The organism is Streptomyces canus, from assembly GCF_030815415.1.
In the GTDB taxonomy this organism is placed as follows: Bacteria; Actinomycetota; Actinomycetes; order Streptomycetales; family Streptomycetaceae; genus Streptomyces; species Streptomyces canus_F.
In genome coordinates this window covers 3,512,665-3,537,882 of record NZ_JAUSWW010000001.1, presented here as the reverse complement: position 1 = coordinate 3,537,882, position 25,218 = coordinate 3,512,665, and the positions used below count along the sequence as shown (strand labels likewise).

General features: G+C 69.4%; 26 protein-coding genes. 12 read left to right on the top strand and 14 right to left on the bottom strand.

Annotated elements, in window-relative coordinates; genetic code table 11:
• The first annotated feature begins 48 nt into the window (after positions 1–48).
• The 5 genes from atpA to QF037_RS16055 all read left to right on the top strand — a co-directional run bounded on the left by atpA (position 49) and on the right by QF037_RS16055 (position 5,099).
• Positions 49–1,641, top strand: coding sequence for a F0F1 ATP synthase subunit alpha (gene atpA / locus QF037_RS16075; protein WP_307025814.1), 1,593 nt, complete (start codon positions 49–51; stop codon positions 1,639–1,641).
• 20 nt (positions 1,642–1,661) lie between these two features.
• Complete coding sequence (locus QF037_RS16070) at positions 1,662–2,579, top strand: F0F1 ATP synthase subunit gamma (RefSeq protein ID WP_307025812.1); 918 nt, start codon at positions 1,662–1,664, stop codon at positions 2,577–2,579.
• Positions 2,579–4,015 carry a F0F1 ATP synthase subunit beta gene (gene atpD / locus QF037_RS16065; protein WP_307025810.1) on the top strand — a complete coding sequence of 479 codons (1,437 nt, stop codon included), beginning with the start codon at positions 2,579–2,581 and terminating at the stop codon, positions 4,013–4,015. Before QF037_RS16070 ends, atpD begins: the two co-directional genes overlap by 1 nt.
• 133 nt (positions 4,016–4,148) lie before the next feature.
• On the top strand, positions 4,149–4,523 hold the full coding sequence (locus QF037_RS16060) for a F0F1 ATP synthase subunit epsilon (RefSeq protein WP_307025808.1): 375 nt from the start codon (positions 4,149–4,151) through the stop codon (positions 4,521–4,523).
• Positions 4,524–4,652: 129 nt separating this feature from the next.
• Complete coding sequence (locus QF037_RS16055; RefSeq protein ID WP_307025806.1) at positions 4,653–5,099, top strand: DUF2550 domain-containing protein; 447 nt, start codon at positions 4,653–4,655, stop codon at positions 5,097–5,099.
• A gap of 25 nt (positions 5,100–5,124) precedes the next feature.
• Here the strand turns inward: QF037_RS16055 and QF037_RS16050 are convergent, their stop codons facing one another.
• The 3 genes from QF037_RS16050 to QF037_RS16040 all read right to left on the bottom strand — a co-directional run bounded on the left by QF037_RS16050 (position 5,125) and on the right by QF037_RS16040 (position 8,898).
• Positions 5,125–6,951 carry a glycoside hydrolase family 18 chitinase gene (locus tag QF037_RS16050; protein ID WP_307025804.1) on the bottom strand — a complete coding sequence of 609 codons (1,827 nt, stop codon included), beginning with the start codon at positions 6,949–6,951 and terminating at the stop codon, positions 5,125–5,127.
• 118 nt (positions 6,952–7,069) lie between these two features.
• Positions 7,070–7,711, bottom strand: a complete 642-nt coding sequence (locus QF037_RS16045) for a response regulator (protein WP_307025802.1) — start codon at positions 7,709–7,711, stop codon at positions 7,070–7,072.
• On the bottom strand, positions 7,708–8,898 hold the full coding sequence (locus QF037_RS16040) for a sensor histidine kinase (RefSeq protein WP_307025800.1): 1,191 nt from the start codon (positions 8,896–8,898) through the stop codon (positions 7,708–7,710). The genes QF037_RS16045 and QF037_RS16040 overlap by 4 nt, the downstream gene beginning before the upstream one ends.
• 152 nt (positions 8,899–9,050) lie before the next feature.
• Here QF037_RS16040 and QF037_RS16035 point away from each other — a divergent pair, with 152 nt between their 5' ends.
• Positions 9,051–9,584, top strand: coding sequence for a hypothetical protein (locus QF037_RS16035; protein ID WP_307025799.1), 534 nt, complete (start codon positions 9,051–9,053; stop codon positions 9,582–9,584).
• Here QF037_RS16035 and QF037_RS16030 read toward each other — a convergent pair.
• From QF037_RS16030 to QF037_RS16020, 3 genes are read right to left on the bottom strand one after another with little or no spacing between them, the layout of a single operon-like run.
• On the bottom strand, positions 9,581–10,153 hold the full coding sequence (locus QF037_RS16030) for a cob(I)yrinic acid a,c-diamide adenosyltransferase (RefSeq protein WP_307025797.1): 573 nt from the start codon (positions 10,151–10,153) through the stop codon (positions 9,581–9,583). The genes QF037_RS16035 and QF037_RS16030 overlap by 4 nt on opposite strands.
• Positions 10,154–10,166: 13 nt before the next feature.
• Positions 10,167–10,916: an ABC transporter permease gene (locus tag QF037_RS16025; protein WP_307025795.1), complete on the bottom strand. Its 750-nt coding sequence runs from the start codon at positions 10,914–10,916 to the stop codon at positions 10,167–10,169.
• Positions 10,917–10,929: 13 nt separating this feature from the next.
• Positions 10,930–11,712, bottom strand: a complete 783-nt coding sequence (locus tag QF037_RS16020; RefSeq protein WP_307025794.1) for an ABC transporter ATP-binding protein — start codon at positions 11,710–11,712, stop codon at positions 10,930–10,932.
• 80 nt (positions 11,713–11,792) lie between these two features.
• Here QF037_RS16020 and QF037_RS16015 point away from each other — a divergent pair, with 80 nt between their 5' ends.
• From QF037_RS16015 to QF037_RS16000, 4 genes are all read left to right on the top strand, one after another.
• Positions 11,793–12,434, top strand: a complete 642-nt coding sequence (locus QF037_RS16015; protein ID WP_307025791.1) for a TetR/AcrR family transcriptional regulator — start codon at positions 11,793–11,795, stop codon at positions 12,432–12,434.
• Between the two features lie 136 nt (positions 12,435–12,570).
• Positions 12,571–13,419: a 3-hydroxyacyl-CoA dehydrogenase family protein gene (locus tag QF037_RS16010; protein WP_307025789.1), complete on the top strand. Its 849-nt coding sequence runs from the start codon at positions 12,571–12,573 to the stop codon at positions 13,417–13,419.
• Positions 13,420–13,569: 150 nt separating this feature from the next.
• Positions 13,570–13,893 carry an STAS domain-containing protein gene (locus QF037_RS16005; protein ID WP_307025787.1) on the top strand — a complete coding sequence of 108 codons (324 nt, stop codon included), beginning with the start codon at positions 13,570–13,572 and terminating at the stop codon, positions 13,891–13,893.
• Positions 13,894–14,148: 255 nt separating this feature from the next.
• Positions 14,149–16,668 carry an ATP-binding protein gene (locus tag QF037_RS16000; RefSeq protein ID WP_307025785.1) on the top strand — a complete coding sequence of 840 codons (2,520 nt, stop codon included), beginning with the start codon at positions 14,149–14,151 and terminating at the stop codon, positions 16,666–16,668.
• A gap of 88 nt (positions 16,669–16,756) precedes the next feature.
• Here the strand turns inward: QF037_RS16000 and nucS are convergent, their stop codons facing one another.
• Positions 16,757–17,440, bottom strand: a complete 684-nt coding sequence (gene nucS, locus QF037_RS15995; RefSeq protein WP_307025783.1) for an endonuclease NucS — start codon at positions 17,438–17,440, stop codon at positions 16,757–16,759.
• Positions 17,441–17,689: 249 nt separating this feature from the next.
• On the opposite strand from nucS, the gene QF037_RS15990 reads away from it, so the two are divergent.
• On the top strand, positions 17,690–18,082 hold the full coding sequence (locus tag QF037_RS15990; protein ID WP_046262495.1) for an SCO5389 family protein: 393 nt from the start codon (positions 17,690–17,692) through the stop codon (positions 18,080–18,082).
• A gap of 84 nt (positions 18,083–18,166) precedes the next feature.
• Here the strand turns inward: QF037_RS15990 and QF037_RS15985 are convergent, their stop codons facing one another.
• Complete coding sequence (locus tag QF037_RS15985) at positions 18,167–19,195, bottom strand: LLM class flavin-dependent oxidoreductase (RefSeq protein WP_307025780.1); 1,029 nt, start codon at positions 19,193–19,195, stop codon at positions 18,167–18,169.
• A gap of 222 nt (positions 19,196–19,417) precedes the next feature.
• Here QF037_RS15985 and QF037_RS15980 point away from each other — a divergent pair, with 222 nt between their 5' ends.
• Positions 19,418–19,741, top strand: a complete 324-nt coding sequence (locus QF037_RS15980) for an ATP/GTP-binding protein (RefSeq protein WP_307025778.1) — start codon at positions 19,418–19,420, stop codon at positions 19,739–19,741.
• Here QF037_RS15980 and QF037_RS15975 read toward each other — a convergent pair.
• The 6 genes from QF037_RS15975 to QF037_RS15950 all read right to left on the bottom strand — a co-directional run bounded on the left by QF037_RS15975 (position 19,738) and on the right by QF037_RS15950 (position 25,064).
• A complete protein-coding gene (locus QF037_RS15975; RefSeq protein WP_307025776.1) occupies positions 19,738–20,616 on the bottom strand; it encodes an ABC transporter permease in 879 nt (292 codons plus the stop codon). The two genes, QF037_RS15980 and QF037_RS15975, sit on opposite strands and share 4 nt — an antisense overlap.
• Complete coding sequence (locus QF037_RS15970; RefSeq protein ID WP_307025774.1) at positions 20,613–21,935, bottom strand: ABC transporter ATP-binding protein; 1,323 nt, start codon at positions 21,933–21,935, stop codon at positions 20,613–20,615. The genes QF037_RS15975 and QF037_RS15970 overlap by 4 nt, the downstream gene beginning before the upstream one ends.
• A 111-nt stretch (positions 21,936–22,046) precedes the next feature.
• Entirely contained in the window at positions 22,047–22,817 is a 771-nt protein-coding gene (locus tag QF037_RS15965) for an ABC transporter permease (protein WP_307025772.1), read from the bottom strand.
• Positions 22,814–23,779 (bottom strand): ABC transporter ATP-binding protein, encoded by a 966-nt coding sequence (locus QF037_RS15960; RefSeq protein ID WP_307025770.1) that lies wholly within the window; start codon positions 23,777–23,779, stop codon positions 22,814–22,816. The genes QF037_RS15965 and QF037_RS15960 overlap by 4 nt, the downstream gene beginning before the upstream one ends.
• A 9-nt stretch (positions 23,780–23,788) precedes the next feature.
• Complete coding sequence (locus QF037_RS15955) at positions 23,789–24,070, bottom strand: hypothetical protein (RefSeq protein ID WP_307025768.1); 282 nt, start codon at positions 24,068–24,070, stop codon at positions 23,789–23,791.
• Between the two features lie 55 nt (positions 24,071–24,125).
• The gene (locus QF037_RS15950; RefSeq protein ID WP_046263072.1) at positions 24,126–25,064 is read right to left on the bottom strand and encodes a cellulose-binding protein; all 939 of its coding nucleotides are present in this window, start codon (positions 25,062–25,064) and stop codon (positions 24,126–24,128) included.
• Between the last annotated feature and the right edge of the window lie 154 nt (positions 25,065–25,218).

The window sequence follows — 25,218 nt, the reverse complement described above, 5'->3', positions numbered from 1 at the left end:
ACCCCCAAGTTGAAACTTCGGGCCCAACAAGGAGAGCAGGGAACCCAGATGGCGGAGCTCACGATCCGGCCGGAGGAGATCCGGGACGCGCTGGAGAACTTCGTCCAGTCGTACAAGCCGGACGCGGCCTCGCGCGAGGAGGTCGGTACGGTCACCCTTGCCGGCGACGGCATCGCGAAGGTCGAGGGTCTTCCCTCGGCCATGGCCAACGAACTGCTGAAGTTCGAGGACGGCACCCTCGGACTCGCGCTCAACCTGGAAGAGCGCGAGATCGGTACCGTCATCCTCGGCGAGTTCAGCGGCGTCGAGGAGGGCCAGCCGGTCACCCGCACCGGCGAGGTCCTGTCCGTCGCGGTGGGCGAGGGTTACCTCGGCCGCGTCGTCGACCCGCTCGGCAACCCGATCGACGGCCTCGGCGAGATCGAGACCAGCGGTCGTCGCGCCCTTGAGCTGCAGGCTCCGGGCGTCATGGCCCGTAAGTCGGTGCACGAGCCGATGGAGACCGGCTACAAGGCCGTCGACGCGATGACCCCGATCGGCCGTGGCCAGCGTCAGCTGATCATCGGTGACCGTCAGACCGGCAAGACCGCCCTGGCTGTCGACACGATCATCAACCAGCGTGACAACTGGCGCTCCGGCGACCCGAAGAAGCAGGTCCGCTGCGTCTACGTCGCCATCGGCCAGAAGGGCTCGACCATCGCCTCCGTGCGTGGCGCCCTCGACGAGGCCGGCGCGCTGGAGTACACGACCATCGTCGCCGCCCCGGCGTCCGACCCGGCCGGCTTCAAGTACCTGGCGCCGTACACCGGTTCGGCCATCGGTCAGCAGTGGATGTACGAGGGCAAGCACGTCCTCATCATCTTCGACGACCTCTCGAAGCAGGCCGACGCCTACCGCGCCGTGTCCCTGCTGCTGCGGCGCCCGCCGGGCCGTGAGGCCTACCCGGGTGACGTCTTCTACCTGCACTCCCGTCTGCTGGAGCGCTGCGCGAAGCTCTCCGACGACCTGGGCGCCGGTTCGATGACGGGTCTGCCGATCGTCGAGACCAAGGCGAACGACGTGTCGGCGTTCATTCCGACCAACGTCATCTCCATCACCGACGGCCAGTGCTTCCTGGAGTCGGACCTGTTCAACGCCGGTCAGCGCCCCGCGCTGAACGTCGGTATCTCCGTCTCCCGAGTCGGTGGTTCCGCGCAGCACAAGGCGATGAAGCAGGTCTCGGGCCGTCTGCGCCTCGACCTCGCCCAGTACCGCGAGCTGGAGGCGTTCGCCGCCTTCGGTTCCGACCTGGACGCCGCGTCGAAGTCGCAGCTGGAGCGCGGTCAGCGACTGGTCGAGCTGCTCAAGCAGGCTCAGTACCAGCCGATGCCGACCGAGGACCAGGTCGTCTCCGTGTGGGCCGGTACCACCGGCAAGATGGACGACGTCCCGGTCAACGACATCCGCCGCTTCGAGAAGGAGCTTCTCGAGTACCTGCACCGCAAGGAGCAGGGCCTCATGACCTCCATCAAGGAGGGCGGCAAGATGTCGGACGACACGCTCACCGCCATCGCCGACGGCATCGCGGACTTCAAGAAGCAGTTCGAGACCTCGGACGGCAAGCTTCTCGGCGAAGACGCGCCGGCCGCCGCGGCCAAGTGACGACGGAAGGGACCTGACTCATGGGAGCCCAGCTCCGGGTCTACAAGCGTCGTATCCGATCCGTCACCGCGACCAAGAAGATCACGAAGGCGATGGAGATGATCGCCGCCTCGCGTGTCGTCAAGGCGCAGCGCAAGGTGGCGGCCTCCACGCCGTACGCGACCGAGCTCACCCGAGCGGTCACGGCGGTCGGAACCGGCTCGAACACCAAGCACCCGCTGACCACGCAGGCCGAGACGGTCGTGCGGTCCGCGGTGCTGCTCCTCACGAGCGACCGTGGTCTCGCCGGCGCCTTCAACGCCAACGCCATCAAGGTGGCGGAGAGGCTCACCGAGCGTCTCGAGGCCGAGGGCAAGGAGGTCGACACGTACATCGTCGGCCGCCGCGGTCTGGCTCACTACAACTTCCGCGAGCGCAAGGTCGCGGAGTCGTGGTCGGGCTTCACCGACGAGCCCACGTACGCGGACGCGAAGAAGGTCGCGGGTCCGCTGATCGAGGCCATCGAGAAGGACACGGCCGAGGGCGGCGTGGATGAACTCCACATCGTCTTCACCGAGTTCGTCTCGATGATGACGCAGACGGCGCTCGACGACCGTCTGCTGCCGCTCAGCCTCGAAGAGGTCGCCGCGGAGGCCACGCCCAAGGGCGAGATCCTTCCGCTGTACGACTTCGAGCCCTCGGCGGAGGACGTCCTCGACGCCCTTCTGCCGCGCTACGTGGAGAGCCGTATCTACAACGCGCTGCTCCAGTCGGCCGCTTCGAAGCACGCCGCCACGCGGCGCGCGATGAAGTCGGCCACCGACAACGCGGGAGAGCTGATCACCACTCTCTCCCGTCTTGCCAACGCGGCCCGCCAGGCCGAAATCACCCAGGAAATCAGCGAGATCGTCGGTGGCTCCGCAGCCCTGGCCGACGCGACCGCGGGGAGTGACAGGTAATGACGACGACAGTTGAGACGGCCGCTGCCACGGGCCGCGTCGCCCGGGTCATCGGCCCGGTCGTCGACGTGGAATTCCCCGTCGACGCGATGCCGGAGATCTACAACGCTCTGCACGTCGAGGTGGCCGACCCGGCCCTCGACGGCGCCAAGAAGACGCTGACCCTGGAGGTCGCCCAGCACCTGGGTGACGGCCTGGTCCGCACCATCTCCATGCAGCCCACCGACGGTCTGGTCCGCCAGGCCGCGGTCACCGACACGGGCGCCTCCATCAGCGTGCCGGTCGGCGACTTCACCAAGGGCAAGGTGTTCAACACCCTCGGTGAGGTACTGAACACCGACGAGCAGTACGACGGTGAGCGCTGGGGCATCCACCGCAAGGCCCCGAACTTCGACGAGCTCGAGTCGAAGACCGAGATGTTCGAGACCGGCGTCAAGGTCATCGACCTTCTCACCCCGTACGTCAAGGGTGGAAAGATCGGCCTGTTCGGTGGTGCCGGCGTCGGCAAGACGGTGCTCATCCAGGAGATGATCTACCGCGTCGCCAACAACCACGACGGTGTCTCCGTGTTCGCCGGTGTCGGTGAGCGCACGCGTGAGGGCAACGACCTCATCGAGGAGATGGCGGAGTCGGGCGTCATCGACAAGACCGCCCTGGTCTTCGGTCAGATGGACGAGCCCCCGGGCACCCGTCTGCGCGTGGCTCTCGCGGGTCTGACCATGGCGGAGTACTTCCGCGATGTGCAGAAGCAGGACGTGCTGTTCTTCATCGACAACATCTTCCGCTTCACGCAGGCCGGTTCCGAGGTCTCGACCCTGCTCGGCCGGATGCCCTCCGCGGTGGGATACCAGCCGAACCTGGCCGACGAGATGGGTCTCCTCCAGGAGCGCATCACCTCGACCCGTGGTCACTCGATCACCTCGATGCAGGCGATCTACGTCCCCGCGGACGACCTGACCGACCCGGCCCCGGCCACCACCTTCGCCCACCTCGACGCGACGACGGTGCTCTCCCGTCCGATCTCCGAGAAGGGCATCTACCCGGCCGTGGACCCGCTGGACTCCACGTCCCGCATCCTGGACCCCCGCTACATCGCGGCGGACCACTACAACACGGCCATGCGTGTCAAGGGTGTCCTGCAGAAGTACAAGGACCTCCAGGACATCATCGCGATCCTCGGTATCGACGAGCTGGGCGAAGAGGACAAGCTCGTCGTCCACCGCGCCCGTCGCGTGGAGCGCTTCCTGTCCCAGAACACCCACGTCGCCAAGCAGTTCACCGGCGTCGACGGGTCGGACGTGCCGCTGGAGGAGTCGATCAGGGCCTTCAACGCGATCATCGACGGCGAGTACGACCACTTCCCGGAGCAGGCGTTCTTCCTCTGCGGTGGCATTGAGGACCTCAAGGCCAACGCCAAGGAGCTCGGCGTCTCCTGAACTCGGACCTGAAGAGTCCTTAAGCTCTGAGTTCGACTGAGGGGGCGGGGCACGTCCCGCCCCCTCTTTCACGCCTACTAGACTTGTAACCAACACCCGGCCGAACCGCCGGGTGGTGACCCGAGGAGCCACCTTGGCTGCTGAGCTGCACGTCGCGCTGGTCGCGGCCGACCGAGAGGTCTGGTCCGGCGAGGCCACCCTGGTCGTCGCGCGTACCACGTCCGGCGACATCGGCGTCATGCCCGGTCACCAGCCGCTGCTCGGTGTGCTGGAGTCGGGCCCGGTGACCATCCGTACGAGTGATGGTGGAACGGTCGTCGCCGCGGTGCACGGCGGTTTCATCTCGTTCGCGGACAACAAGCTGTCGCTGCTGGCCGAGATCGCCGAGCTGTCGGACGAGATCGACCTCCAGCGCGCGGAACGCGAGCTGGAGCGCGCGAAGGCGGAGGGTGACGCCGCCGCCGAGCGTCGCGCGGACGTACGGATCCGTGCGGCGGCGACGCGTTAGTCGGCGCGTCACGCCTATGACGTCACTCAGCCGCGGCTGGGACCGGAGCAATCCGGTCCTGGTCGCGGCTGAGGCAAATGTGGATGTTTTTTCCATTCCGTTACCGAGTAGACGAGGAGGTCGGTGTCGATGGCCCTCGCTCTGACTGTGTGCGGAATCGTCGTGGCACTTGTAGTGCTGGGACTGTTCGTCTTCGGCCTTCGTCGCAGACTCATCCAGCGCTCCGGCGGCACCTTCGACTGTTCGCTGCGCTGGGACGTCCCGGAGAAACCCGACACCAACGGCAAGGGCTGGAGCTACGGTGTCGCCCGCTACAACGGCGACCGCATCGAGTGGTACCGCGTCTTCTCCTACGCCTACCGCCCGCGCCGTGTCCTGGAGCGCGCCGCGATCGAGGTCGCCGGGCGTCGGCTGCCGGAGGGCGAGGAGGAGCTGGCACTGCTCTCCGATGCCATCATCCTGACCTGTCTGCACCGGGGCACGCGGCTGGAACTCGCCATGAGCGAAGACGCGCTGACCGGTTTCCTCGCGTGGCTGGAAGCAGCCCCGCCCGGTCAGCGCGTCAATGTCGCCTAGGTCCTACTGACGGTCGTAACCCCGCTTACGACAGCCCGCTGTTGATGGCGCTCACCAGCTCACCGTTGCCGGTGTCGCCGCTGAACTCCCAGAAGAACGCCCCGCCCAGGCCCTGGTTCTTGGCCCAGGTCATCTTGGTGCCGATGGTGGCCGGGGTGTCGTACGACCACCAGTTGTTGCCGCAGTAGGCGTACGCCGTGCCCGCGATGGTGCCGGTGGCCGGGCAGGACGTCTTGAGGATCTTGTAGTCCTCGATGCCCGCCTCGTAGGTGCCCGGGGCCGCGCCGGTCGCCGTGCCGCCGGGGGCGGCCTGGGTGACACCGGTCCAGCCGCGGCCGTAGAAGCCGATGCCGAGCAGCAGCTTCTTCGAGGCCACGCCCTTCGACTTCAGCTTGGCGATCGCGTCGGCGGAGTTGAAGCCCGCCTGCGGGATGCCGGAGTACGAGGTCAGCGGTGAGTGCGGAGCGGTCGGGCCCTTCGCGTTGAAGGCGCCGAAGTAGTCGTACGTCATCACGTTGTACCAGTCGACGGAGGCCGAGGCGCCGCCGTAGTCGGCTGCGTCGATCTTGCCGCCGGAGGAGCCGTCGGCCGTGATGGCCGCGGTGACCAGGTAGGACGGGCCGAACTCGGTGCGCAGGGCCTGCATCAGGTTCTTGAAGGCCGCAGCGCCCGAGGTGTCACAGGTCAGTCCGCAGGCGTTCGGGTACTCCCAGTCGATGTCGATGCCGTCGAAGACATCGGCCCAGCGCGGGTCCTCGACGACCGCCTTGCAGGACTTGGCGAAAGCGGCCGGGTTGGCCGCGGCCTGGGCGAAGCCGCCGGAGTAGGTCCAGCCGCCGAAGGAGTACAGCACCTTGATGTGCGGGTACTTGGCCTTCAGCTGGCGCAGCTGGTTGAAGTTGCCGCGCAGCGGCTGGTCCCAGGTGTCGGCGGTGCCGCTGACGGACTGGTCGGCGGTGTAGGCCTTGTCGTAGGCGGCGTAGGTGTCGTCGACGGTGCACTGACCGTTCTTGACGTTGCCGAACGCGTAGTTGATGTGCGTGATCTTCGACGCGGAGCCGGAGCTGACCAGGTTCTTGACGTGGTAGTTGCGGCCGTAGACGCCCCACTCGGTGAAGTAGCCGAGCTTGACCTTGTCACCGGTGGGCGGCGGCTCGGTGGTGCCGCCGGTGGTGCGCACCGCGCGGGCGCCGCTGACCGGGCCGGTCTGGTCGGCGGTGTCGCGGGCCTGGACGCTGTAGGAGTAGTCGGTGCCGGCGGTCAGGCCGGTGTTGGTGTACGACGTCGTCGTCACGGTGGCGACCTTGGTGCCGTCGCGCAGGACGTCGTAGTTCTTGATGCCCTTGTCGTCGGTGGCGGCGCTCCAGGAGAGCTTCACCGAGGTGTCGGTGATGTCCGAGGCGGTGGGAGTGCCGGGGGCGCTCGGCGCGCTGTCGCCGGGGGTCGTGGTGCCGCCGTCACAACTGCCGCCGTTGAGCTTGCAGTTGGCGGGGGAGCCGGACCCGGAGCCGTTGAAGCCGAAGGAGACGGAGGCGCCGGGGGCGAGGGTGCCGTTCCAGGACTTGTTCTTGGCGGTCCAGTGGGTGCCGGAGGAGGTGACGTCGGCGTCCCAGGCGGAGGTGACGGATGTGCCGGAGGGGAAGTCCCACTCGACGGTCCATGAGCTGAGGGCGGTGTCGCCGGTGTTCTTGACGGTCCACTTGCCTTCGAACCCGGTGCCCCAGTCCTGCGGCTTGGCGTAGGTGGCGGTCGCGGATGTCGCGGCCTGGGCGGGGCTCGCGAGGCCGACGAGGCCGGCGAAGGGGAGCACCAGGGTCGCTATCCCTGCCGCCACTCTGTGTCTGAAGCGCATGCGGCGCCTCCTTGAGGGGTCTTGGGGGCGCGACTGAGCCTTCACGCCCACGGTGCGGCGAGAATAGAAAGGTCTGGACCACGGGTCAATAGGTCTGGACCACTCAGTATGCGATCGCTCAGACACCCAACTCCTGCGCCAGCACCGCGGCTTGCACGCGGCTGCGCAGCTCCAGCTTCCCCAGCAGTCGGCTGACGTGCGTCTTCACCGTCGCCTCCGCCATGTCGAGACGGGCCGCGATGTCCGCGTTGGACAGTCCCTCGCCCAGGCAGGACAGCACCTCGCGCTCCCGGCGCGTGAGGGTGTCCAGGACCGCAGGGTCGGCGCTCGGCTGCCGTACCGGCCTGGCGGCGAACTCGGAGATCAGCCGTCGGGTGACGGCCGGAGCGACGATCCCCTCGCCGCGCGCCACCGTACGGACCGCCTCCACGAGATCCCTCGCCTCCGTGTTCTTCAGCAGGAACCCGGCCGCCCCGGCCCTGAGCGCCCCGAACACATACTCGTCGAGGTCGAAGGTGGTCAGCACGAGGACGTCCGCGAGCCCCTCCTCCGTGACCTTCCGGGTCGCCGACACCCCGTCCAGACGCGGCATCTGCACGTCCATCAGCACCAGGTCGGGCCGCAGTTCCCGGGTCAGCGCGACCGCCTGTTCGCCGTCCGCGGCCTCGCCGACCACCTCGATGTCGGGCGAGCTGCGCAGGATGAGGACCAGTCCGGCGCGGACGGCGGACTGGTCCTCGGCGACGAGCACGCGGATCATGCGGGATCTCCTTCAGTGACGTCGGCGACGGGCAGGGCGGCGCGTACGGCCCAGATCTTGCCGTTCGCCGAGCTCTCGGGGCCGGACTCGAAGGTGCCGCCGAGCAGCGCCGCCCGCTCCCGCATACCCACCAGACCGGCGCCGGAACCGGGCGCGCTCGGCCCGTCGCGGTCGCCGTACGGGCTGGTCACGGCGATGGCGAGGGAGCCGTCCGCCTGGCGCAGAAGCACGGTGACCCGGCCGGGGCAGGCGTGCTTGAGGGCGTTGGTGAGGGATTCCTGGACGATTCGGTAGGCGGCGAGCTCGACGGGGGCGGGCAGGGTCGTGCCGTGCTCGGCCTCCAGCGTGACGTCGAGGCCGTTGGCGTGGGCGTCGTCGACCAGGACGGCGAGTCCGTCGAGGGTGGGTACCGCGCTGGGCGCGCCGTCGCCCTCCCGCAGGATGCCGATCAGCCGGCGCATCTCCTCGAGTCCCTTGACGCTGTTCTCGCGGATGACGCCGAGGGCCTGCCGGGACGTCTCCGGATCGTCCAGCGACAACGCGGCGGTGGAGTGGATGGCGATCGCCGACAGATGGTTGGCGACCATGTCGTGCAACTCCCGTGCCATCCGGGCGCGTTCGGCGACGACAGCCTGGGTGCGGTCCATCTCGGCGAGCAGGGCGGTCTGTTCGGCACGCAGGCGCGCGGCCTCGGCGGCGTCGCGATGGTTGCGGACGATCCAGCCGGTGGCGGCGGGCGCGTACGCCACGACACCGACGACCACGCCGATCAGCAGCGCCTCCGGTACCCGCCACACCGCGAACGGCACCAGCGTCCCCGCCACCGTGAGCAGACCGGTGATCCACTGGATGCGCCGGGCCGAGGCGAGCGGGCCGTACAGGACGGCCGCGTAGACCAGGTCGGTGAACATCAGCACCGACGCGAGGCTGCCCTGGGTCACCAGGTCCGCGCAGATCGCGACCGTGCCGGTGAGCAGGGCCGTGCGGGGTGCCGTGCGGCGCAGCAGCTCGCAGCCGGCCAGCACGGTGAGCGGTACCAGCACCGGCCAGGGGCCGTCGAAGAGGGTGATCGGGTCGTCGGACCGCCGGGTGCCGAGACCCGCGAGGACGAGCAGCAGCCCGCCGAGCAGCCCGCCGGCCGCGATGTACACGTCGAAGCGGTGCGGTCGGGGGAGTCGAACGGCCATGTCCCCATGAAACACGGCCCGCGCGGCGCCCGCCTGATCCCCGGGGACGGTCCTGGACTGCATCTTTCGATGTACGGCGACTTCGTCAGCGGCGACGACGAAAGCGGCTGCGCGCACCGGGAGCCTGGAAGGGTGACCGAAGGGAGCGAGCCGTGATCGTCGGACTGATCGTCGCCTGCGAGGTGGCGTTCTGGGTGCTGCTGGCCGCGGGACTGGCCTTCCGGTACGTCCTCGGGATGCCGCGGGCGGGGCTGGCCCTGCTGCTGTGCGAGCCGCTGCTCGAGCTCGTGCTGTTCACCGTCACCGCGGTCGATCTGCGCGGCGGCGCCGAGCCCGACTGGAAGCACGGCCTGGCCGCCGTCTACATCGGCTTCACCGTGGGCCTCGGCCACTCCACGATCCGCTGGGCCGACGCCCGCTTCGCCCACCGCTTCGCGGGCGGCCCGCCGCCGGTACGGCCGCCGAAGTACGGCACGGCCCGCGCCGTCCACGAGTGGAAGGTCGCGGGCCGCTGGATCCTCGCCGCGGTCGTCGCCATGACGCTGCTCCAGGGGGCGATCTGGTACGTCGGCGGCGACGGCGGGACCGACTCGCTACGGGCCTGGCAGCAGCGCATGGTGTGGCTGATCGGCATCAACGTGATCATCGCCGGGAGCTACACCCTGTTTCCCAAGCGGGAGCGTTAACGCTCCCCGCCCGGGACCCAGAGCACGTCCCCGACGTCCTTGTTGGCCGAGCGGGCAAGGATGAACAGCAGGTCCGACAACCGGTTCAGGTAGGTCGCGGTCAGCGGGTTCATCACCTCGCCGTGGACCTCCAGCGCGGCCCACGTGGAGCGCTCGGCGCGACGTACGACCGTGCACGCCTGGTGCAGCAGGGCCGCACCCGGAGTGCCGCCGGGCAGGATGAAGGACCGGAGCTTCTCCAGCCGCTCGTTGAAGCGGTCGCAGTCCGCCTCCAGCTTGTCGACGTAGAACTGCTCGACCCTGAGCGGCGGGAACTCCGGGTTCTCCACGACCGGCGTCGACAGGTCCGCGCCCACGTCGAACAGGTCGTTCTGCACCCGGGTGAGGACCTTGACGATCTCCTCGTCGAGTCCGCCCAGCGCGATCGCCGTGCCGATCACCGCGTTCGCCTCGTTGGCGTCGGCGTACGCCGAGATCCGCAGATCGGTCTTGGCGACCCGGCTCATGTCACCGAGGGCGGTGGTGCCCTGGTCGCCGGTCCTGGTGTAGATGCGCGTCAGATTGACCATGAGGTCAGCGTAGTTACGCCCCGGCCGTTCGGAACACGCGTGTGCCCACCGTCACCGCGAGTGCCGTGAGGGCGAGGGCGACCAGCACGCCGTACGCCATGTGCGCCGAGGCGTACGAGCCGACGTAGGCGTCCCTGACCGCGTCCACCAGATAGCGGAACGGCACGAAGTGCGAGAGGACGTCCAGCCAGGCCGGGCCGAGGGTCATCGGGAGCATCAGGCCGGACAGCAGCATCATCGGCATCGTCAGGGCGTTGACCGCCGGACCGAACTCGCCCGGGGTGTGCAGCTTCATGGCCAGCGCGTACGACAGCGAGGCCAGCGACACCGTCAGCAGCGCGACGAAAGCGAAGCCGATCAGGATGCCGGCCAGCGGGGCCCGCAGCCCCATCGCCAGCGCGGCCAGCACGAGCAGCACCGCCTGGAGGACGAAGACGGTGGCGTCGCGCAGCACCCGCCCGAGCAGTAGCGCCAGCCGGCTGACCGGCGTCACCCGCATCCGCTCCACCACCCCCTGGCTCTTCTCGACGATGATCGCGAACCCCGCGAACGAGGCTCCGAACAGGCCGAGTTGAAGCAGCAGGCCGGGCACGAGCATTTGCCAGGAGCTGCCCGCCCCGCCCAGCGGGAGATCGGTGAGCAGCGGGCCGAAGAAGAGGAGATAGAGCAGCGGCATCAGCACGCCGAAGAGCAGGGCGAAGCGGGAGCGCAGCGACTGACGGAGATAGCGGCCGTAGATCAGCGCGGTGTCGTGGAGAAGCATCGTCGGGGGATTCCTATACGGCTACGGGGGCGGCGTCGGCCGGTGTGGCGCTGCGGCCGGTGATGGCGAGGAAGGTGTCCTGGAGCGAGGCGTCGATCGAGCCGCCGTACTCCAGCTTGAGCGCGGTCGGCGTGCCCTCCGCGACGACCACGCCCTTGTCGACGACGACCAGACGGTCGGCGAGGGCGTCGGCCTCGTCCAGGTAGTGGGTGGTCAGGAACACCGTCGTGCCGTGCTCGTCGCGCAGCCGGCGGACCAGGTCCCACAGGTCGGCCCGGCTGCCGGGGTCGAGTCCGGTGGTGGGTTCGTCGAGGAAGAGCACCTTCGGGCGATGGGTGAGGGCCATCGCGATGTCCAGGCGCCGGCGCTGACCGCCCGACAGCGCCCCGCACTTGCGGTCGAGCAGCCCGGTCAGGTCCAGATCCCGGGCCAGTTCCTCGGCCCGTTCGGCCGCCCGGGACTTCGTCAGGCGGTAGAGGCGGCCCTGGGTGACCAGTTCCTCCCGCACGGTGATCTGCGGGTCGACCCCTCCCGACTGGGCCACATAGCCGCAGGCTCTCCGCACCCCGGCGGGGTCGGTGGTGAGGTCGTGGCCGGCGACGGTGGCGGCGCCGCCGGTGGGTTTCAACAGGGTCGTGAGCATCCGCAGGGTGGTGGTCTTCCCGGCGCCGTTCGGGCCGAGGAAGCCGAGGATCTCGCCCTCGCGGACTCTCAGGTCGATGCCGTGCACGGCCTCCACCGGGCCGAGTTTCGTCTGAAAGGTACGGGCCAGGCCCGCCGTACTGATGACGGTCATGGCCACAGAAAAACAGAGTCTCTTAAATTTTGCAATGACCCCAAAGTTTCAGAGAGCCCAGCGAAGCTAGGATGTGGACCATGGCTGAAGGGCTCAGGGAGCGGAAGAAGCGCGAGACGAGACAGCGGATCTCGGACATCGCCACCGGGCTGTTCCTGGAGCACGGGTTCGTGACCGTGACCATCGCGGAGGTGGCGGAGGCCGCCGATGTCTCCGTGAACACCGTCTACAACTACTTCCCGGCGAAGGAGGACCTTTTCTTCGACCGTTCCTCCGGCGTCGTCGAACAGCTCTCGCGCTGGGTGCGCGCCCGGGACGTGGGGGAGTCGGCCGCGCGGGCCGTGCTGCGCGAGCTGCGCGCGGAGGCGGAGGCGGTCTCGCCCCGGATCGGCCTCATGGCGGGCTACGACCGTTTCATGCGCTGCATCCACGAGGCACCGCCGCTCCGCTCCCGGCTGTGGAGTCTCCAGCAGGAGATCCACGACCACCTCGAAGCCACCCTCCGGGAGGCGACCGGTGCCGCCGGCGCGGACCCGCTGCCGGGGCTGATCGCCGGTCAGATCTGCTGGGTCCACTCGGAGGTGTTCGTGCACGTGGGGCGTGAGATGGTCGCCGGGCGCAATCCGGACGAAGTGTCACGAGAGGTGCTGACGCTTCTCGACGACATCGAGGAGCTGTTGAGCGAGAACGTGCTCAACTACGCCGTACGAGACCACGGATGAGCCGTGCCGGTGTGATGTCCGTCAGATGAGACGTGACGCGCATTACTAACCGGCCACACAGCACCTCACGCCCGCTAAGGTCCGCCGAAGAGGCAGATGTCAACAGCGTGTAAGGCGTTCAAAGGGGAGTCGCACAGTGGCACGGAAGCTTGCCGTCATCGGCGCCGGCTTGATGGGTTCCGGGATCGCCCAGGTCTCTGCTCAGGCGGGCTGGGACGTCGTCCTGCGGGACGTCACCGACGAGGCACTCAAGCGTGGCACCGACGGCATCAAGGCCTCGTACGACAAGTTCGTGAGCAAGGGCAAGCTGGAGGCGCACGACGCCGACGCCGCCCTCGGCCGGATCACCGCCACCACCGACCTGGACGCCGCCGCGGACGCCGACATCGTCGTCGAGGCCGTCTTCGAGAAGCTCGAGGTCAAGCACGAGATCTTCCGTGCCCTGGACAAGATCGTGCGCGAAGACGCCGTGCTCGCCTCCAACACCTCCGCCATCCCGATCACCAAGATCGCGGCGGCCACCGAGCGTCCCGAGCGGGTCGTCGGGGTGCACTTCTTCTCGCCGGTGCCGATGATGCAGCTCGTCGAGCTCGTCCGCGGCTACAAGACCAGCGACGAAACCCTCGCCACCGCCCGGGAGTTCGCCGAGTCCGTCGGCAAGACCTGCATCGTCGTCAACCGGGACGTCGCCGGCTTCGTGACCACCCGGCTCATCTCCGCCCTCGTCGTCGAGGCGACCAAGCTCTACGAGTCGGGCGTCGCCACCGCCGAGGACATCGACCTCGCCTGCAAGCTGGGCTTCGGCCACGCCATGGGCCCGCTCGCCACCGCCGACCTCACCGGCGTCGACATCCTGCTGCACGCCACGAGCAACATCTACACCGAGACCCAGGACGAGAAGTTCGCCCCGCCCGAGCTGATGCGCCGGATGGTTGACGCCGGTGACATCGGGCGCAAGAGCGGGCAGGGCTTCTACAAGCACTGAAACCGCACAGACCCCTGAGGTATCACTCCCAGGGGTGAATTCGGTATCGGTTCGCTTACAGACGGCAACCTCTGACCGTCCAACTCAGTCAGACGTTGCATCACCGGACATCACATTCGCGGAGCACGAGACGCACCACGGGGAGCGCATATGTTCATCAGGGGCGACCACGCCGAGCTGGTCGTCGGGGGCCGCCTCGACGTCCGCAGCGCGGCGGACGCCCGTACGGTCCTGCACACGGCCGTCGACGACGGAGTCGGCGATCTGGTGCTGGATCTGTCCGAGCTCGACTCCTGGGACGCCACCGGACTCGGGGTGATCATGGGGGCCCACCGCAGGGCCGGCCGCTGCGGCCGACGCCTGGTGCTGCGCGAGGTACCGCCGCAGCTGCAGCGCCTGCTGGTGGCCACCCGGCTGCACCGGATCCTGGCGATCGAGGGCGGCATCGGGGTGGAGTCACTGCCCCGGGTGTGACCCCTTGTGTGAATGCGGTGTGAGGGCTGGGTGCTGCGGCTGTGAAGTGCAGGTCGCGCACAATCCTCACGAGACTGTGACGTCTCGGACGGCGCGGTACCCCGGGCTGTCGTAGATACTGTGCGAAGGTTTAGGGTTCGGTCGCCCGCTGAGTGAACATCCCTGAATGAGCGGGCCCGGACCAGAAGCGACAGCGCGGTGTGCAGCAAGGCCGGGAGGGGCTCGGCACACGACGCTTTTGGGGGGCTTGAACCTATGGACCCGAACAACCGGGGACCCGAGGAGTACGGCCATGACGGTGACGGCGATTCGCCGCGCCAGCGCCCGCCCAGGGACCCCCTCACACCCGACTTCGGCCAGAGCCGACCCGCCCTGGCCCGCACGGTGCAGCTGGTGTCCGGCGACTACCTGCTCACCGTCAACCCCGTCGACGGCAGCGAGATAGAGGTCTGCCCGCCCGGCGAACGGCCCTCGCGGCCCCGGAAGCTCAGCGCCACCGAACGCGCCGAGCTGGACCGCGCGGCCAAACCTCCCGTTCCGGCCGGCCTCAACCGGCCCGCACTGCATCTCCTGGCCCGCCAGGACGAGCGGGAACGGCTGGTACGCCTGCTCGCCCGCGGCCGTTCCGTACGTCTCACCGGCCCCGCCGGCTCCGGTCGCACCAGCCTGCTCGACCTTCTCGCCGAGGACTGCTCGGACCTCGCCCCCGACGGCGTGATCCGGCTGACCGGCTTCCACCGCACGGCCGACGACCTGCTGTACGACCTCTTCTACGCCGTCTTCGACGCCCCTCTGCACCGGCCCGCACGGGACGAACTGCTCGGGTACGTCCGGGAGATCGGCGCGGTCGTCATCCTGGACGACGTCGAGTTCGGCGGGGCCGCGCTCGACGAACTCCTGGACGCCACCCCCGAGTGCGCCTTCCTGGTCGCCACGACACCGGACGTGCCCGCGCCGTCCGCCGACTCGGCCATCGAGGAGGTCTTTCTCAGCGGCCTGGACCGGGCCGGCGGCGTCGAACTCCTGGAGCGCGGTGTCGGCCGGGTCCTCACCGAGGAGGAGGCCAACTGGGCCGGCGACCTCTGGTTCGAGTCCGAGGGGCTGCCGCTGCGCTTCGTCCAGGCCGGCGCCCTGCTCCGGCAGCGCGACGAACTGCGGGCCAGCGCGGACGCCTTCGACGAGTTCGGCGTCTTCCAGGAAACCCAGGTCGACGCACCCTTCGAGGCCGGCGACGGACACGATGTACCGCTGCCCTCGCTCGCCGAGGGAGCCGCGCCCGCGGCCCTGCTCGCCACCCGGCTCAGCGACTCGGCACGCGCCGCACTGCGGTTCGCCGTGGCGCTCGACGGCGAGGTGCCGCACCAGGCACATCTGCCCGCCCTCGTCGGCGACACCCACGCGGACGCCGCCCTCGGCGAACTGCTGGGCTGCGCGCTGGTCTCCCCGGTCGGCTCCCGCTACCGGCTCGCCGCCGGGGTGCAGGCCCAGCTGGAGGCCGCCGGATACGGCACCGACACCGAGGCCAAGGCCCTCGCCGCCGCCCGGCACTACGCCTGGTGGGCCGGGCATCCGTCGGTCACTCCCGAGCGGGTGTGCGCCGAGGCGGACGCCGTGCTCGCCGCGCTCGGCATCCTCGTGCCGGCCGCCGTTCCGCCCGCCGAGGACGAGGAGTCCGTCACCGTCCAGCTGGCCCGCACGGCGGCGCCCGCGTTCGCCTCGGGTCTGCACTGGAGCGCCTGGGAGCAAACCCTGCAGCTCGGGGCCGAGGCCGCCCAGGTCGCCGGTGACGGGGGCGAACGGGCCTACTTCCGCCACGAGTTGGGTGTCCTCGCGCTCTGTGCCGACCAGCTCGACCGGGCCCGCTCCGAACTGGAGGCCTCCATCGGGCTGCGTGGCGCACTCGCCGACAAGCGCGGCACGGTCGCCGGCCGCCGGGCTCTGGCGCTGGTCTCCGACCGCTCCGGCGCCCCGCTCGGTATCGGCGCGACGGCCGGTGAAGAGGTGCCCGACGCCCGGTCCGAGGAGTCGCAGTCGCCTCCCGGTGGCGTCCCCACGGCCTTCCCGCCGCTCCAGTCGCCGTTCGACAACTCGACCCTGGTCACCAACCGGGTCCCGGCGGCCCCCGTTCCCAACCGCAAGGCCCGGGGCGGTCTGAAGGGTCTGGCCCGCCGCAACCTGGTCGCGGCCGGCGCGGGCGCGCTGCTCGCGGCGGTGCTCGGCACGGTCGTGACGCTCGGCGCCACCACCAACCCCGACAACGACGACCCGTCCACCAAGGTCGGCCCCAACCCGTCGGCCAGCCAGGGCCTGGACGACGGCAGCCTGGGCGCCGACGTGCCGAAGAACGGCGACGAGGGCGACACCGGCGAGGCCACCAGCCGGCCGACCGACCCGGGCCCCGACGGCACCTACGGCACATCCGACGACCCGACACCGACGGACACCGCGGAGCCTTCGGACGACCCGAGCGGGACGAAGGGGACGGGCGGGACGTCGAGCTCGCCGAGCAAGACGCCGACGACGAAGCCGCCGTCCTCGACCTCGAAGCCGCCGACGTCGTCGACGCCCAGCGAAACGCCTTCGCAGACTCCGAGCGAAACGCCGTCGACCACCCCGTCGACCACGCCGTCGACCACGCCGTCCACCTCCACCTCCGACTCGGCCAGTGGCCCCGCCTCCTCCAGCGCACCGGCGAGCACCTCCGCCGGCGTCCCGGGGAGCAGTGACGCGGGTTCGCCCAGCGCGACGGGCTCGGCGTCGAACGCGGTGATCTGACGCCGTACGGCAACACGAGAGGGCCGGATCCTGGAAACAGGACCCGGCCCTCTTCGTCGTAGAAGAACCGCCGTAGAAGAAGAACCCGTCAGAACAGCCGCAGCTTGTCGTCCTCGATGCCGCGCAGGGCGTTGTAGTCGAGGACCGTGCAGCCGATGCCGCGGTCCGTGGCCAGGACGCGGGCCTGGGGCTTGATCTCCTGGGCCGCGAAGACGCCGCGGACCGGGGCGAGATGCGGGTCGCGGTTCAACAGCTCCAGATAGCGGGTGAGTTGCTCCACGCCGTCGATCTCGCCGCGCCGCTTGATCTCGACCGCGACGGTCTGGCCCTCGGCGTCCCGGCACAGGATGTCGACCGGGCCGATGGCCGTCATGTACTCGCGGCGGATCAACGTATAGCCGTCGCCGAGGGTTTCGATGCGGTCGGCGAGCAGCTCCTGAAGGTGTGCTTCCACGCCGTCCTTGATCAGGCCGGGATCCACACCCAGTTCGTGCGAGGAGTCGTGGAGGATCTCCTCCATGGTGATGATCAGCTTCTCGCCGCCCTTGTTGACGACGGTCCAGACGCCCACGGCGCCCTCGGGAAAGTCCCCCGATTCCTCCTTCAACGTGCAGGGCGGCGACATCCAGTTCAGGGGCTTGTAGGCCCGGTCGTCCGCGTGGATCGACACGCTGCCGTCCGCCTTCACCAGGATGAGACGGGGGGCGGACGGGAGGTGGGCGGTGAGCCGGCCCGCGTAGTCCACGGAGCACCGGGCAATGACGAGACGCATGGTCGGCAACGCTACTCGACGGGCCCGGGTCCACGCGATTCGCCCCAGAAACGCGATGTTCGTTTGTGGCCGATTGTGTCCCCAACCAGGGCTCTCTATGTACGCGTTCGCCTGGTGCGGTCACCGTCCGTTGCTTACCGTAGTAACCGGGAGGTCGCGGAACGTGCACTCAGAGTGTTCAGATTCGCGAACTCCCTTACCTGTCCGGCAACCCCTGAATACCTGTTCGGGGGTGCGAGAGGAGAACCCATGTCGCTCGACGTCTCACCGGCCCTACTCGAGAAGGCCGAGCGAGGCGAGGTCGACGAAGCGGAATTCGTCGACTGCGTCCGGACCTCCCTGCCCTACGCATGGGAGATGGTCAGCTCCCTGGTGGCCCAGCTGAAGGTCGACGGCGGTCAGTTCGCCGACAACCAGACGCCTCCGCCGGACGAGCAAGCACGCGGTCAGCTGCTGCGTGCGCTCGCGAGTGACGCGATACGCGGCGCGCTGCAAAGGCACTTCGGGGTGCGACTGGCCTTCCAGAACTGCCACCGTGTGGCGGTGTTCCCGCTGGACGGCTCGGTGGACGAGACCCTGGCCCGTTTCACCTCGGTCCGTAGCCAGCTGCTCAATCAGTCACCGGAGTTCCGGGACTGCTGACAGCGAACTGCTTGCTTGCCGCTCCGTACGCGCGAGGTGCATCAGGTACCGGGGCGGCAAGCACGGCGGGTGCGATACGCACGGTCAGCCGAGGTGGGGGAGCACCTCGGCGCCCAGCCGCCGGACGTTCTCCTCCGTCGCCGCCAGATCTCCCGAGCCCTCCGTGAGGAGGGCGAAGCGGGTGATCCCGGTCCGCTCGCTGGTCGCCGCGAGCCGGTCGGCGCAGAGCCGCGGAGTGCCCACCGGGTGCAGCCCGCAGAGCAGTTCGGTGTACGCCACCGGGTCGCGCATCGAGCGATGCCGGCCGTCGACGGTCACATGGGCCTCCAGGCCCTGCCGCAGCCAGCCCGGCATCGCCTTCACCAGGGTCTCCACCGCATCCGTGCGCCGGTCCGCGATCTGGCAGACCCCGGCCGAGACATGGGCCGCGCCCCGCACCTCCTCCGGTGAACGACCCGCCGTGCGCGCGTGGGTGCGCCACAAGGAGACCATCTCGGCCTTCTCCTCGTCCCCCACATGCATCCCGAGCAGCATCGGCAGTCCGCGCTCGGCGGCCAGCCGCACACTCGCCGGAGAGGTGCACGCGACGACGACCTCGGGCCCCGGCTCCTCCGACAGGGACTCCGACGGCCGCGGTACGACGGGTACTTCACGGAAGACGAAGCGCTCCCCGGAGGCACCCACCGACGGTTCGCGCAGCCAGCGCACCAGCAGATCGAGTGATTCCGGGAACCCCGTCTCGTAGGCCTCCAGGCCCGAGCCGAACACCTCCAGGTCGACCCATGGCCCGCCGCGCCCCACGCCCAGCGAGAACCGTCCGCCGGACGCGATGTGCAGCAGCGCGGCCTGCTCGCCAAGGGCGACCGGGTGGACGGTGGGCAGCACGCTGACCGCGGTGCCGACCCTGAGACGACTGGTGCGGCCCAGCAGCAACGCCGCCAGGGTGACCGCCGACGGACAGGTGCCGTACGGCACGAAGTGATGCTCGGCCAGCCAGACGGAGTCGAGTCCGGCCTCCTCGGCCACCTCGGCCGAGCGGACCGCGCGGTGCAGCGCCTCCCCCTGGCCCTGCCCCGGGAACTGGGCCGCCAACACGAAACTTCCCACGTGCATTGCTTTTCCTGCTTCCTTGGCTCCGACGCGGAGCTCCCCCACCCGGCATAACCGTCTGACACGTGCCGAGGACACGGCCTGCCGAAGAGATACTCGGATTGTCTGCAGAATGGGCCGATATGAAGGGGTACTTGTGGGGGTTGGTCCCCTACGCCTACCCAGGCTCGCGCCGCGTAGGCTGGACACGGTCCATGCTTCCTGTATAGCCCCGTGAGGTGTCCTGTGTCCCCGCGTCGCAACCGCCCCAAAGGAGCCGACCCCTCAGGCGGGGACGACCGCTCGGGACGTTACGGCGGTTTCCAGTCCTCCGAGAGCTGGCAGGGCGAGGAGTGGAACATCCGCCATGTGCCGGGGGCGAGTGCCCAGGGCAAGTCCTACCGCTGCCCGGGCTGCGACCAGTTGATCCCCGACGGCGTCCCGCATGTGGTGGCCTGGCCGGACCACTCGGGCGTCGACGAGCGGCGGCACTGGCACAAGGCCTGCTGGAACGCGAAGGACCGCCGCACCTCGCGGGTGCAGCGGTCCCGTAACGCGCCGAGGTTCTAGACGTCCCGCTGGTTGAGGAGGGCGTAGGCACCGGCGAACGCGGCGGCCGTCACCCCCGCGATGATCCACAGCGGGTCCCAGCCGGAGGGGCCGGTCTCGGTGAGCGAGTTGGAGTAGAAGACGCTCAGCTGGTTCGGGATGGAGTACTCGAACAGGGCCGTGCGCAGGTCCTCCAGCGAGGACGAGAACATGAACAGGGCGATGACCAGCGGCGCCAGCACCAGGCCGATCATGATGGTGATGGCGCCCGCCGAGTGCCGGATGATCGAGCCGACGACCAGCGAGAGCAGGCCGAGCAGCGCGATGTAGAGCGAGATGCCGAGGGTGCCCTTGAGCCACTCGCTGCCGGAGGGGTCCTTCACACCGGTGCCGTCGAGGAGGGCCACGTCGGCGAGGGCGACCAGCAGGACCGACACGAACGTGACGACGAAGGCGACCAGGAAGAAGACGACGGCCTTCGCGGTCAGCACCCGGCCACGGCTCGGGCACGCGGTCATCGTCGTGCGGATCATGCCGGTGCCGTACTCGGAGGCCGTGGTCAGCACGCCGAGCGTGATCACGCACATCGTGCCGAGCAGCAGTCCGAAGAAGCCGAACGACAGCGGGTTCTCACCGGACAGATCGCCCTCGGTCGCGCTGCTCGACACCACGGCGGCGGCGAGCAGGCCGATGCCGACGACCAGCAGCACGAAGACGCCCAGCGTCCACATCGTCGAGCGCACCGAGCGGATCTTCGTCCACTCCGAGGCGATCGCGTGCCCGAGGTGCGTGCGCACGACCGGGATCGGCGAGGTGTACGCGGCGTACGAAGGAGCGGGCGCCGCCTGCCAGTCGGGTGCGGCGGCCTGCGGCATCGGGGGCTGGGGCGTACTCATCGGGCGTCCTCGGACTTCGTCAGGTCGGCGGCGGGCGCGGGGGCCGGGGCGGGTGCGGTGGGCTGTGGGGCGGCCGTGGGCGGCGCGGGGGCCGCGGCGGGCGCGCTCGGGGCGGGCTGCCGGTCCGCGGGCGGGGTCGCTGGGGCGGAGGGCTGCGCCGGGGCCTGGGGGGCCTGGGGAGGCGTCTGGGCGTACGGGTTGGGCTGACCCGCGCCGGGGGCGGCGTACGGGCCCGCCGGAGGCTGCCCGGTGCCGTACGCGCCGGCGGGGGCGCCCGCGAGCGGCTGGCCGCCCTGCTGCGGCGGCGGAGGCGCGTACCAGCCGGGCTGGCCCTGGCCCGGGACCGGCATCGGGGGCTGGGTTCCCGGCGGGAGGAGCTGCTGGAGGCCCGCCTTCTGGTCGATCGTCGAGCGGTAGTCGACGGCGCCCTGGGTCATCCGCATGTACGCCTCTTCCAGCGAGGCCTGGTGCGGGGAGAGCTCCCAGAGGCGTACGTCCGTGTCGTGGGCGATGTCGCTGATGCGGGGGAGCGGCAGACCCGTGATGCGCAGCGCGCCGTCCTGCTCCGGCAGCACGTGCCCGCCCGCCTCCGTCAGCGCGGACGTCAGCTTCTCGCGCAGCTGCGGGTCGGTGTCGGGGGTGCGTACGCGCGCGAAGCCGGCGGAGTTCGCGGCGATGAAGTCCTGCACGCTCATGTCGGCCAGCAGCTGTCCGCGCCCGATGACGATCAGGTGGTCGGCGGTCAGCGCCATCTCGCTCATGAGGTGCGAGGAGACGAAGACCGTACGGCCCTCCGCCGCGAGCGACTTCATCAGGTTGCGCACCCAGAGGATGCCCTCGGGGTCGAGCCCGTTGACCGGCTCGTCGAACAGCAGCACCTGGGGGTCGCCGAGCAGCGCGGCGGCGATGCCGAGCCGCTGGCCCATGCCGAGGGAGAAGCCCTTGGAGCGCTTCCTGGCCACGTCCTGGAGTCCGACCACACCGAGCACCTCGTCCACCCGGCGGGCCGGGATGCCGGACAGCTGGGCGAGGCAGAGCAGATGGTTGCGGGCGTGCCGGCCGCCGTGCACGGCCTTGGCGTCGAGCAGCGCGCCCACCTGGCGGGGGGCGTTGGGCAGCTTGCGGTACGGGTAGCCGCCGATCGTCACCTGCCCCGACGTGGGGTTGTCCAGACCGAGGATCATCCTCATCGTCGTCGACTTGCCGGAGCCGTTGGGGCCCAGGAAGCCGGTGACGGCACCGGGCCGCACCTGGAAGGAAAGGTTGTACACAGCGGTCTTGTCGCCATATTGCTTGGTCAGGCCGACTGCCTCGATCATGCTCCGCACCCATCGAAAGGTTCAGGACAGCAGGGCACACGCCCCCGTAAGGGTTAGGAGCTTATCGGGGCGCTGACGGTTCCACTCAAGAGCGAGCAAAGCTCTGGGTCGTCACGCATCCCTCTTCTTCAGCAGGACGTACCCGCCCGCGACCGCCGCGACCACCCACAGCACCATGATTCCCAGCCCGCCCCAGGGACCGTACGGAGTGTCGTCCTCGATCGGGGTGACCACCTGCATGATCTTGCTGCCGGCCTGGTCGGGCAGGTACTGGCCGATCTTCTTGGTCGCCGAGACGTTGCCGAGGATGTTGGAGATCAGGAAGAAGAACGGCATCAGGATGCCCAGCGACAGCATCGGCGAGCGCAGCATCGTGGCCACGCCCATCGAGAACACCGCGATGAGGGTCATGTAGAGCCCGCCGCCGATGACCGCGCGCAGCACTCCCGGGTCGCCGATGTCGGCCCGGCGCGAGCCGAGCATCGCCTGCCCGAGAAAGAAGGTGACGAAGCTGGTGACGAGGCCGACGACCAGGCAGAGGCCGGCCGCCACCGCGATCTTGCTGAACAGGAAGGTGCCGCGCTGCGGTACGGCGGCCAGCGAGGTGCGGATCATGCCGGTGCTGTACTCGTTCGACACCACGAGCACCCCGAACACGATCATCGCGAGCTGACCGAGGCCCATCCCGGCGAAGCTGATGAAGGTGGGGTCGAAGGAGAGCTGGTCGTTGCGGCTCATGGTGTCGAACTCGTTCTTCGACAGGGCCGCGATCAGCATGCCGAGGGCGAGGGTGACGACCACGGCGAGGGAGAGCGTCCACACGGTGGAGGCCACCGACCGGATCTTGGTCCACTCGGACCGTACGACCTGGATCGCCGTCATGGTCGGTTCCCCTTCCAGTCGTCGCCCCACTGCTCGGCCGGCGCCGCGACGGGTGTGTCGGAGTGTGCGTGGTACTCGACCGACTCCGCGGTCAGCTGCATGAACGCCTCTTCCAGGGAGGCCTGCTGAGGGCTCAGCTCGTGCAGCACGATCTGGTACCGCGCGGCCAGTTCCCCGACGTGCTCGGGCTTGCCGCCGTCGACCTCCAGCGTCCCGTTGCCGGCCTCCACGGCCGTGATCCCGGCCTCGTGCAGCACGTCGAGCAGCCGCTCGCGCTGGGGTGAGCGGATCCGGACGTACGACCGCGAGTTCTGCTCGATGAACTCGGCCATGGAGGTGTCGGCGAGCAGCCGCCCCTGACCGATGACGACGAGGTGATCGGCGGTCAGCGCCATCTCGCTCATGAGGTGGGAGGAGACGAAGACGGTCCGCCCCTGTGTCGCGAGCGATTTCATCAGGTTGCGGATCCAGTGGATGCCCTCGGGGTCGAGCCCGTTGACCGGCTCGTCGAACATCAGGATCCGCGGATCGCCCAGGAGCGCGCCCGCGATGCCGAGCCGCTGTCCCATGCCGAGGGAGAACCCCTTGGCCTTCTTCCTCGCCACCGCGGTGAGGCCGACGGTGTCGAGGACCTCGGCGACCCGGCCGCGGGGGATGCCGTTGCTCTGGGCGAGGCAGAGGAGATGGTTGAAGGCGCTGCGCCCGCCGTGCATGGCCTTGGCGTCCAGCAGGGCGCCGATGTACTTCAGAGGCTCTTTGAGGTGGTCGTAGTGCTGCCCGTCGATCCGGACGTCACCGGCGGTGGGGCGGTCGAGGCCGAGCATCATCCGCATCGTCGTGGACTTGCCGGCGCCGTTGGGACCGAGGAAGCCCGTGACGATGCCCGGTCTGACGGCGAAGGTCAGGTTGTTGACCGCCATCTTCTCGCCGTACCGCTTGGTCAGGCCCTCGAGCTCGATCATGCGGCCACGCTAAGACGGGCGTTCGGGGGCTGCCACCTGAGCGGGCAGGGCGAGTGCGACGAGGGCGGCGAGCACCGTGAAGGCCGTCGACCAGAGGAGGCGGGCGGGAAGGCCGCGGCTCCCCGCCCGCGCGCCAGTACGGCGGCCCCACGACCTGGACGCCTCGACGACAGCCGTGCAGTGGGTGAGCACGGCGTATCTGCCGGCCCTCGCGAGCGTCGTGCCGGTGTCCTGTGCCACGAGACGCTGACCGGAGATCGTCGACGACGTCTTCCTGCCCCTGGTGGGCACGCCAGAGGCCCGCACCTCCGGGGGAGACGGTGCGGGCCTCTGAGCGCGCTACTGCTTACCGGGACTGCTGAGCCGGGACCCCACGGGAGATCGGCTCGTCGTCCGTGGCCGGCGAACCGGCCGCGGCCACCGCGGCGCCCGTGAGCGTGGCGAGCATCTCGCGCACGTTCGTCAGCTGGGCGTTGATGCTGTCGCGGCGGTTGGTGAGGGCGGCCAGCTCGCGCTCGGATTCCGAACGGATCCGGTCGGCCTTGGCGTTCGCGTCGGCCACGATGTCCTCGGCCTGGCGCTGCGCCGTCTCGACGGTCTGACGGGCCCGGCGCTCGGCGTCGGTGCGCAGCTTCTCGGCCTCGAGACGCAGCTGCTCCGCGCGGTGCTCGATCTCCGCGAGGCGCTTCTCCGCCTTCTGCTGGCGGGACGCCAGGTCGCGCTCGGACTGCTCGCGACGCTTGGCGAGGTTCGTCTCGAAGTCCGCGGCGGCCTGGGCGGCCTTGGCGCGGGTCTCCTCGAAGAGGGCGTCCGCCTCCTCGCGCTTCTGCTGCGCGTCCTTCTGTGCCTCCTGGCGCAGCTGAGAGGAGTCGCTCTTGGCCTTCTCGACGATCCGGACGCCTTCGTCCTCGGCCTTGGCCTTGCGCTCCGCGGCGAACGACTCCGCGTCATTGCGGACCTGCTGGGCCGCCGACTCGGCGAGTTCGCGGTGCTGCTCCGCCGCGCGACGGGCCTCCTCGCGCAGATCCTTGGCCTCCTCCTCGGCGAGGCGGAGGATCTTCTCGACACGCGCGCCGAGACCGGCGTACGAGGGCTCGGCGTCGGTGACCTGAGCCTGCGCGTTCTGCGTTTCGAGGTGGAGCTCCTCGATGCGCTTTTCCAGAGCGGTGATGCGGGAGAGAGCGCTGTCACGGTCGGAGACGAGCTTGGAGATCCGTTCGTCCACCTGAGCGCGGTCGTACCCACGCCGCACAAGCTCGAAGCCGTAGGGGGAAGTGTCGCTCATGGGGTTCCTGTCAAATGAGACCGGTGAGGTGATAGGGGGAATCCTAGGGGCCGAAGCGGTGTGTCATCGAGCGGATACGTGTTTGATCTGGAGAATGACACCCCTTTTGAGTGGCTAACCCCGGGACGGCTTGCCAAAAACTTGGTCAAAGGCC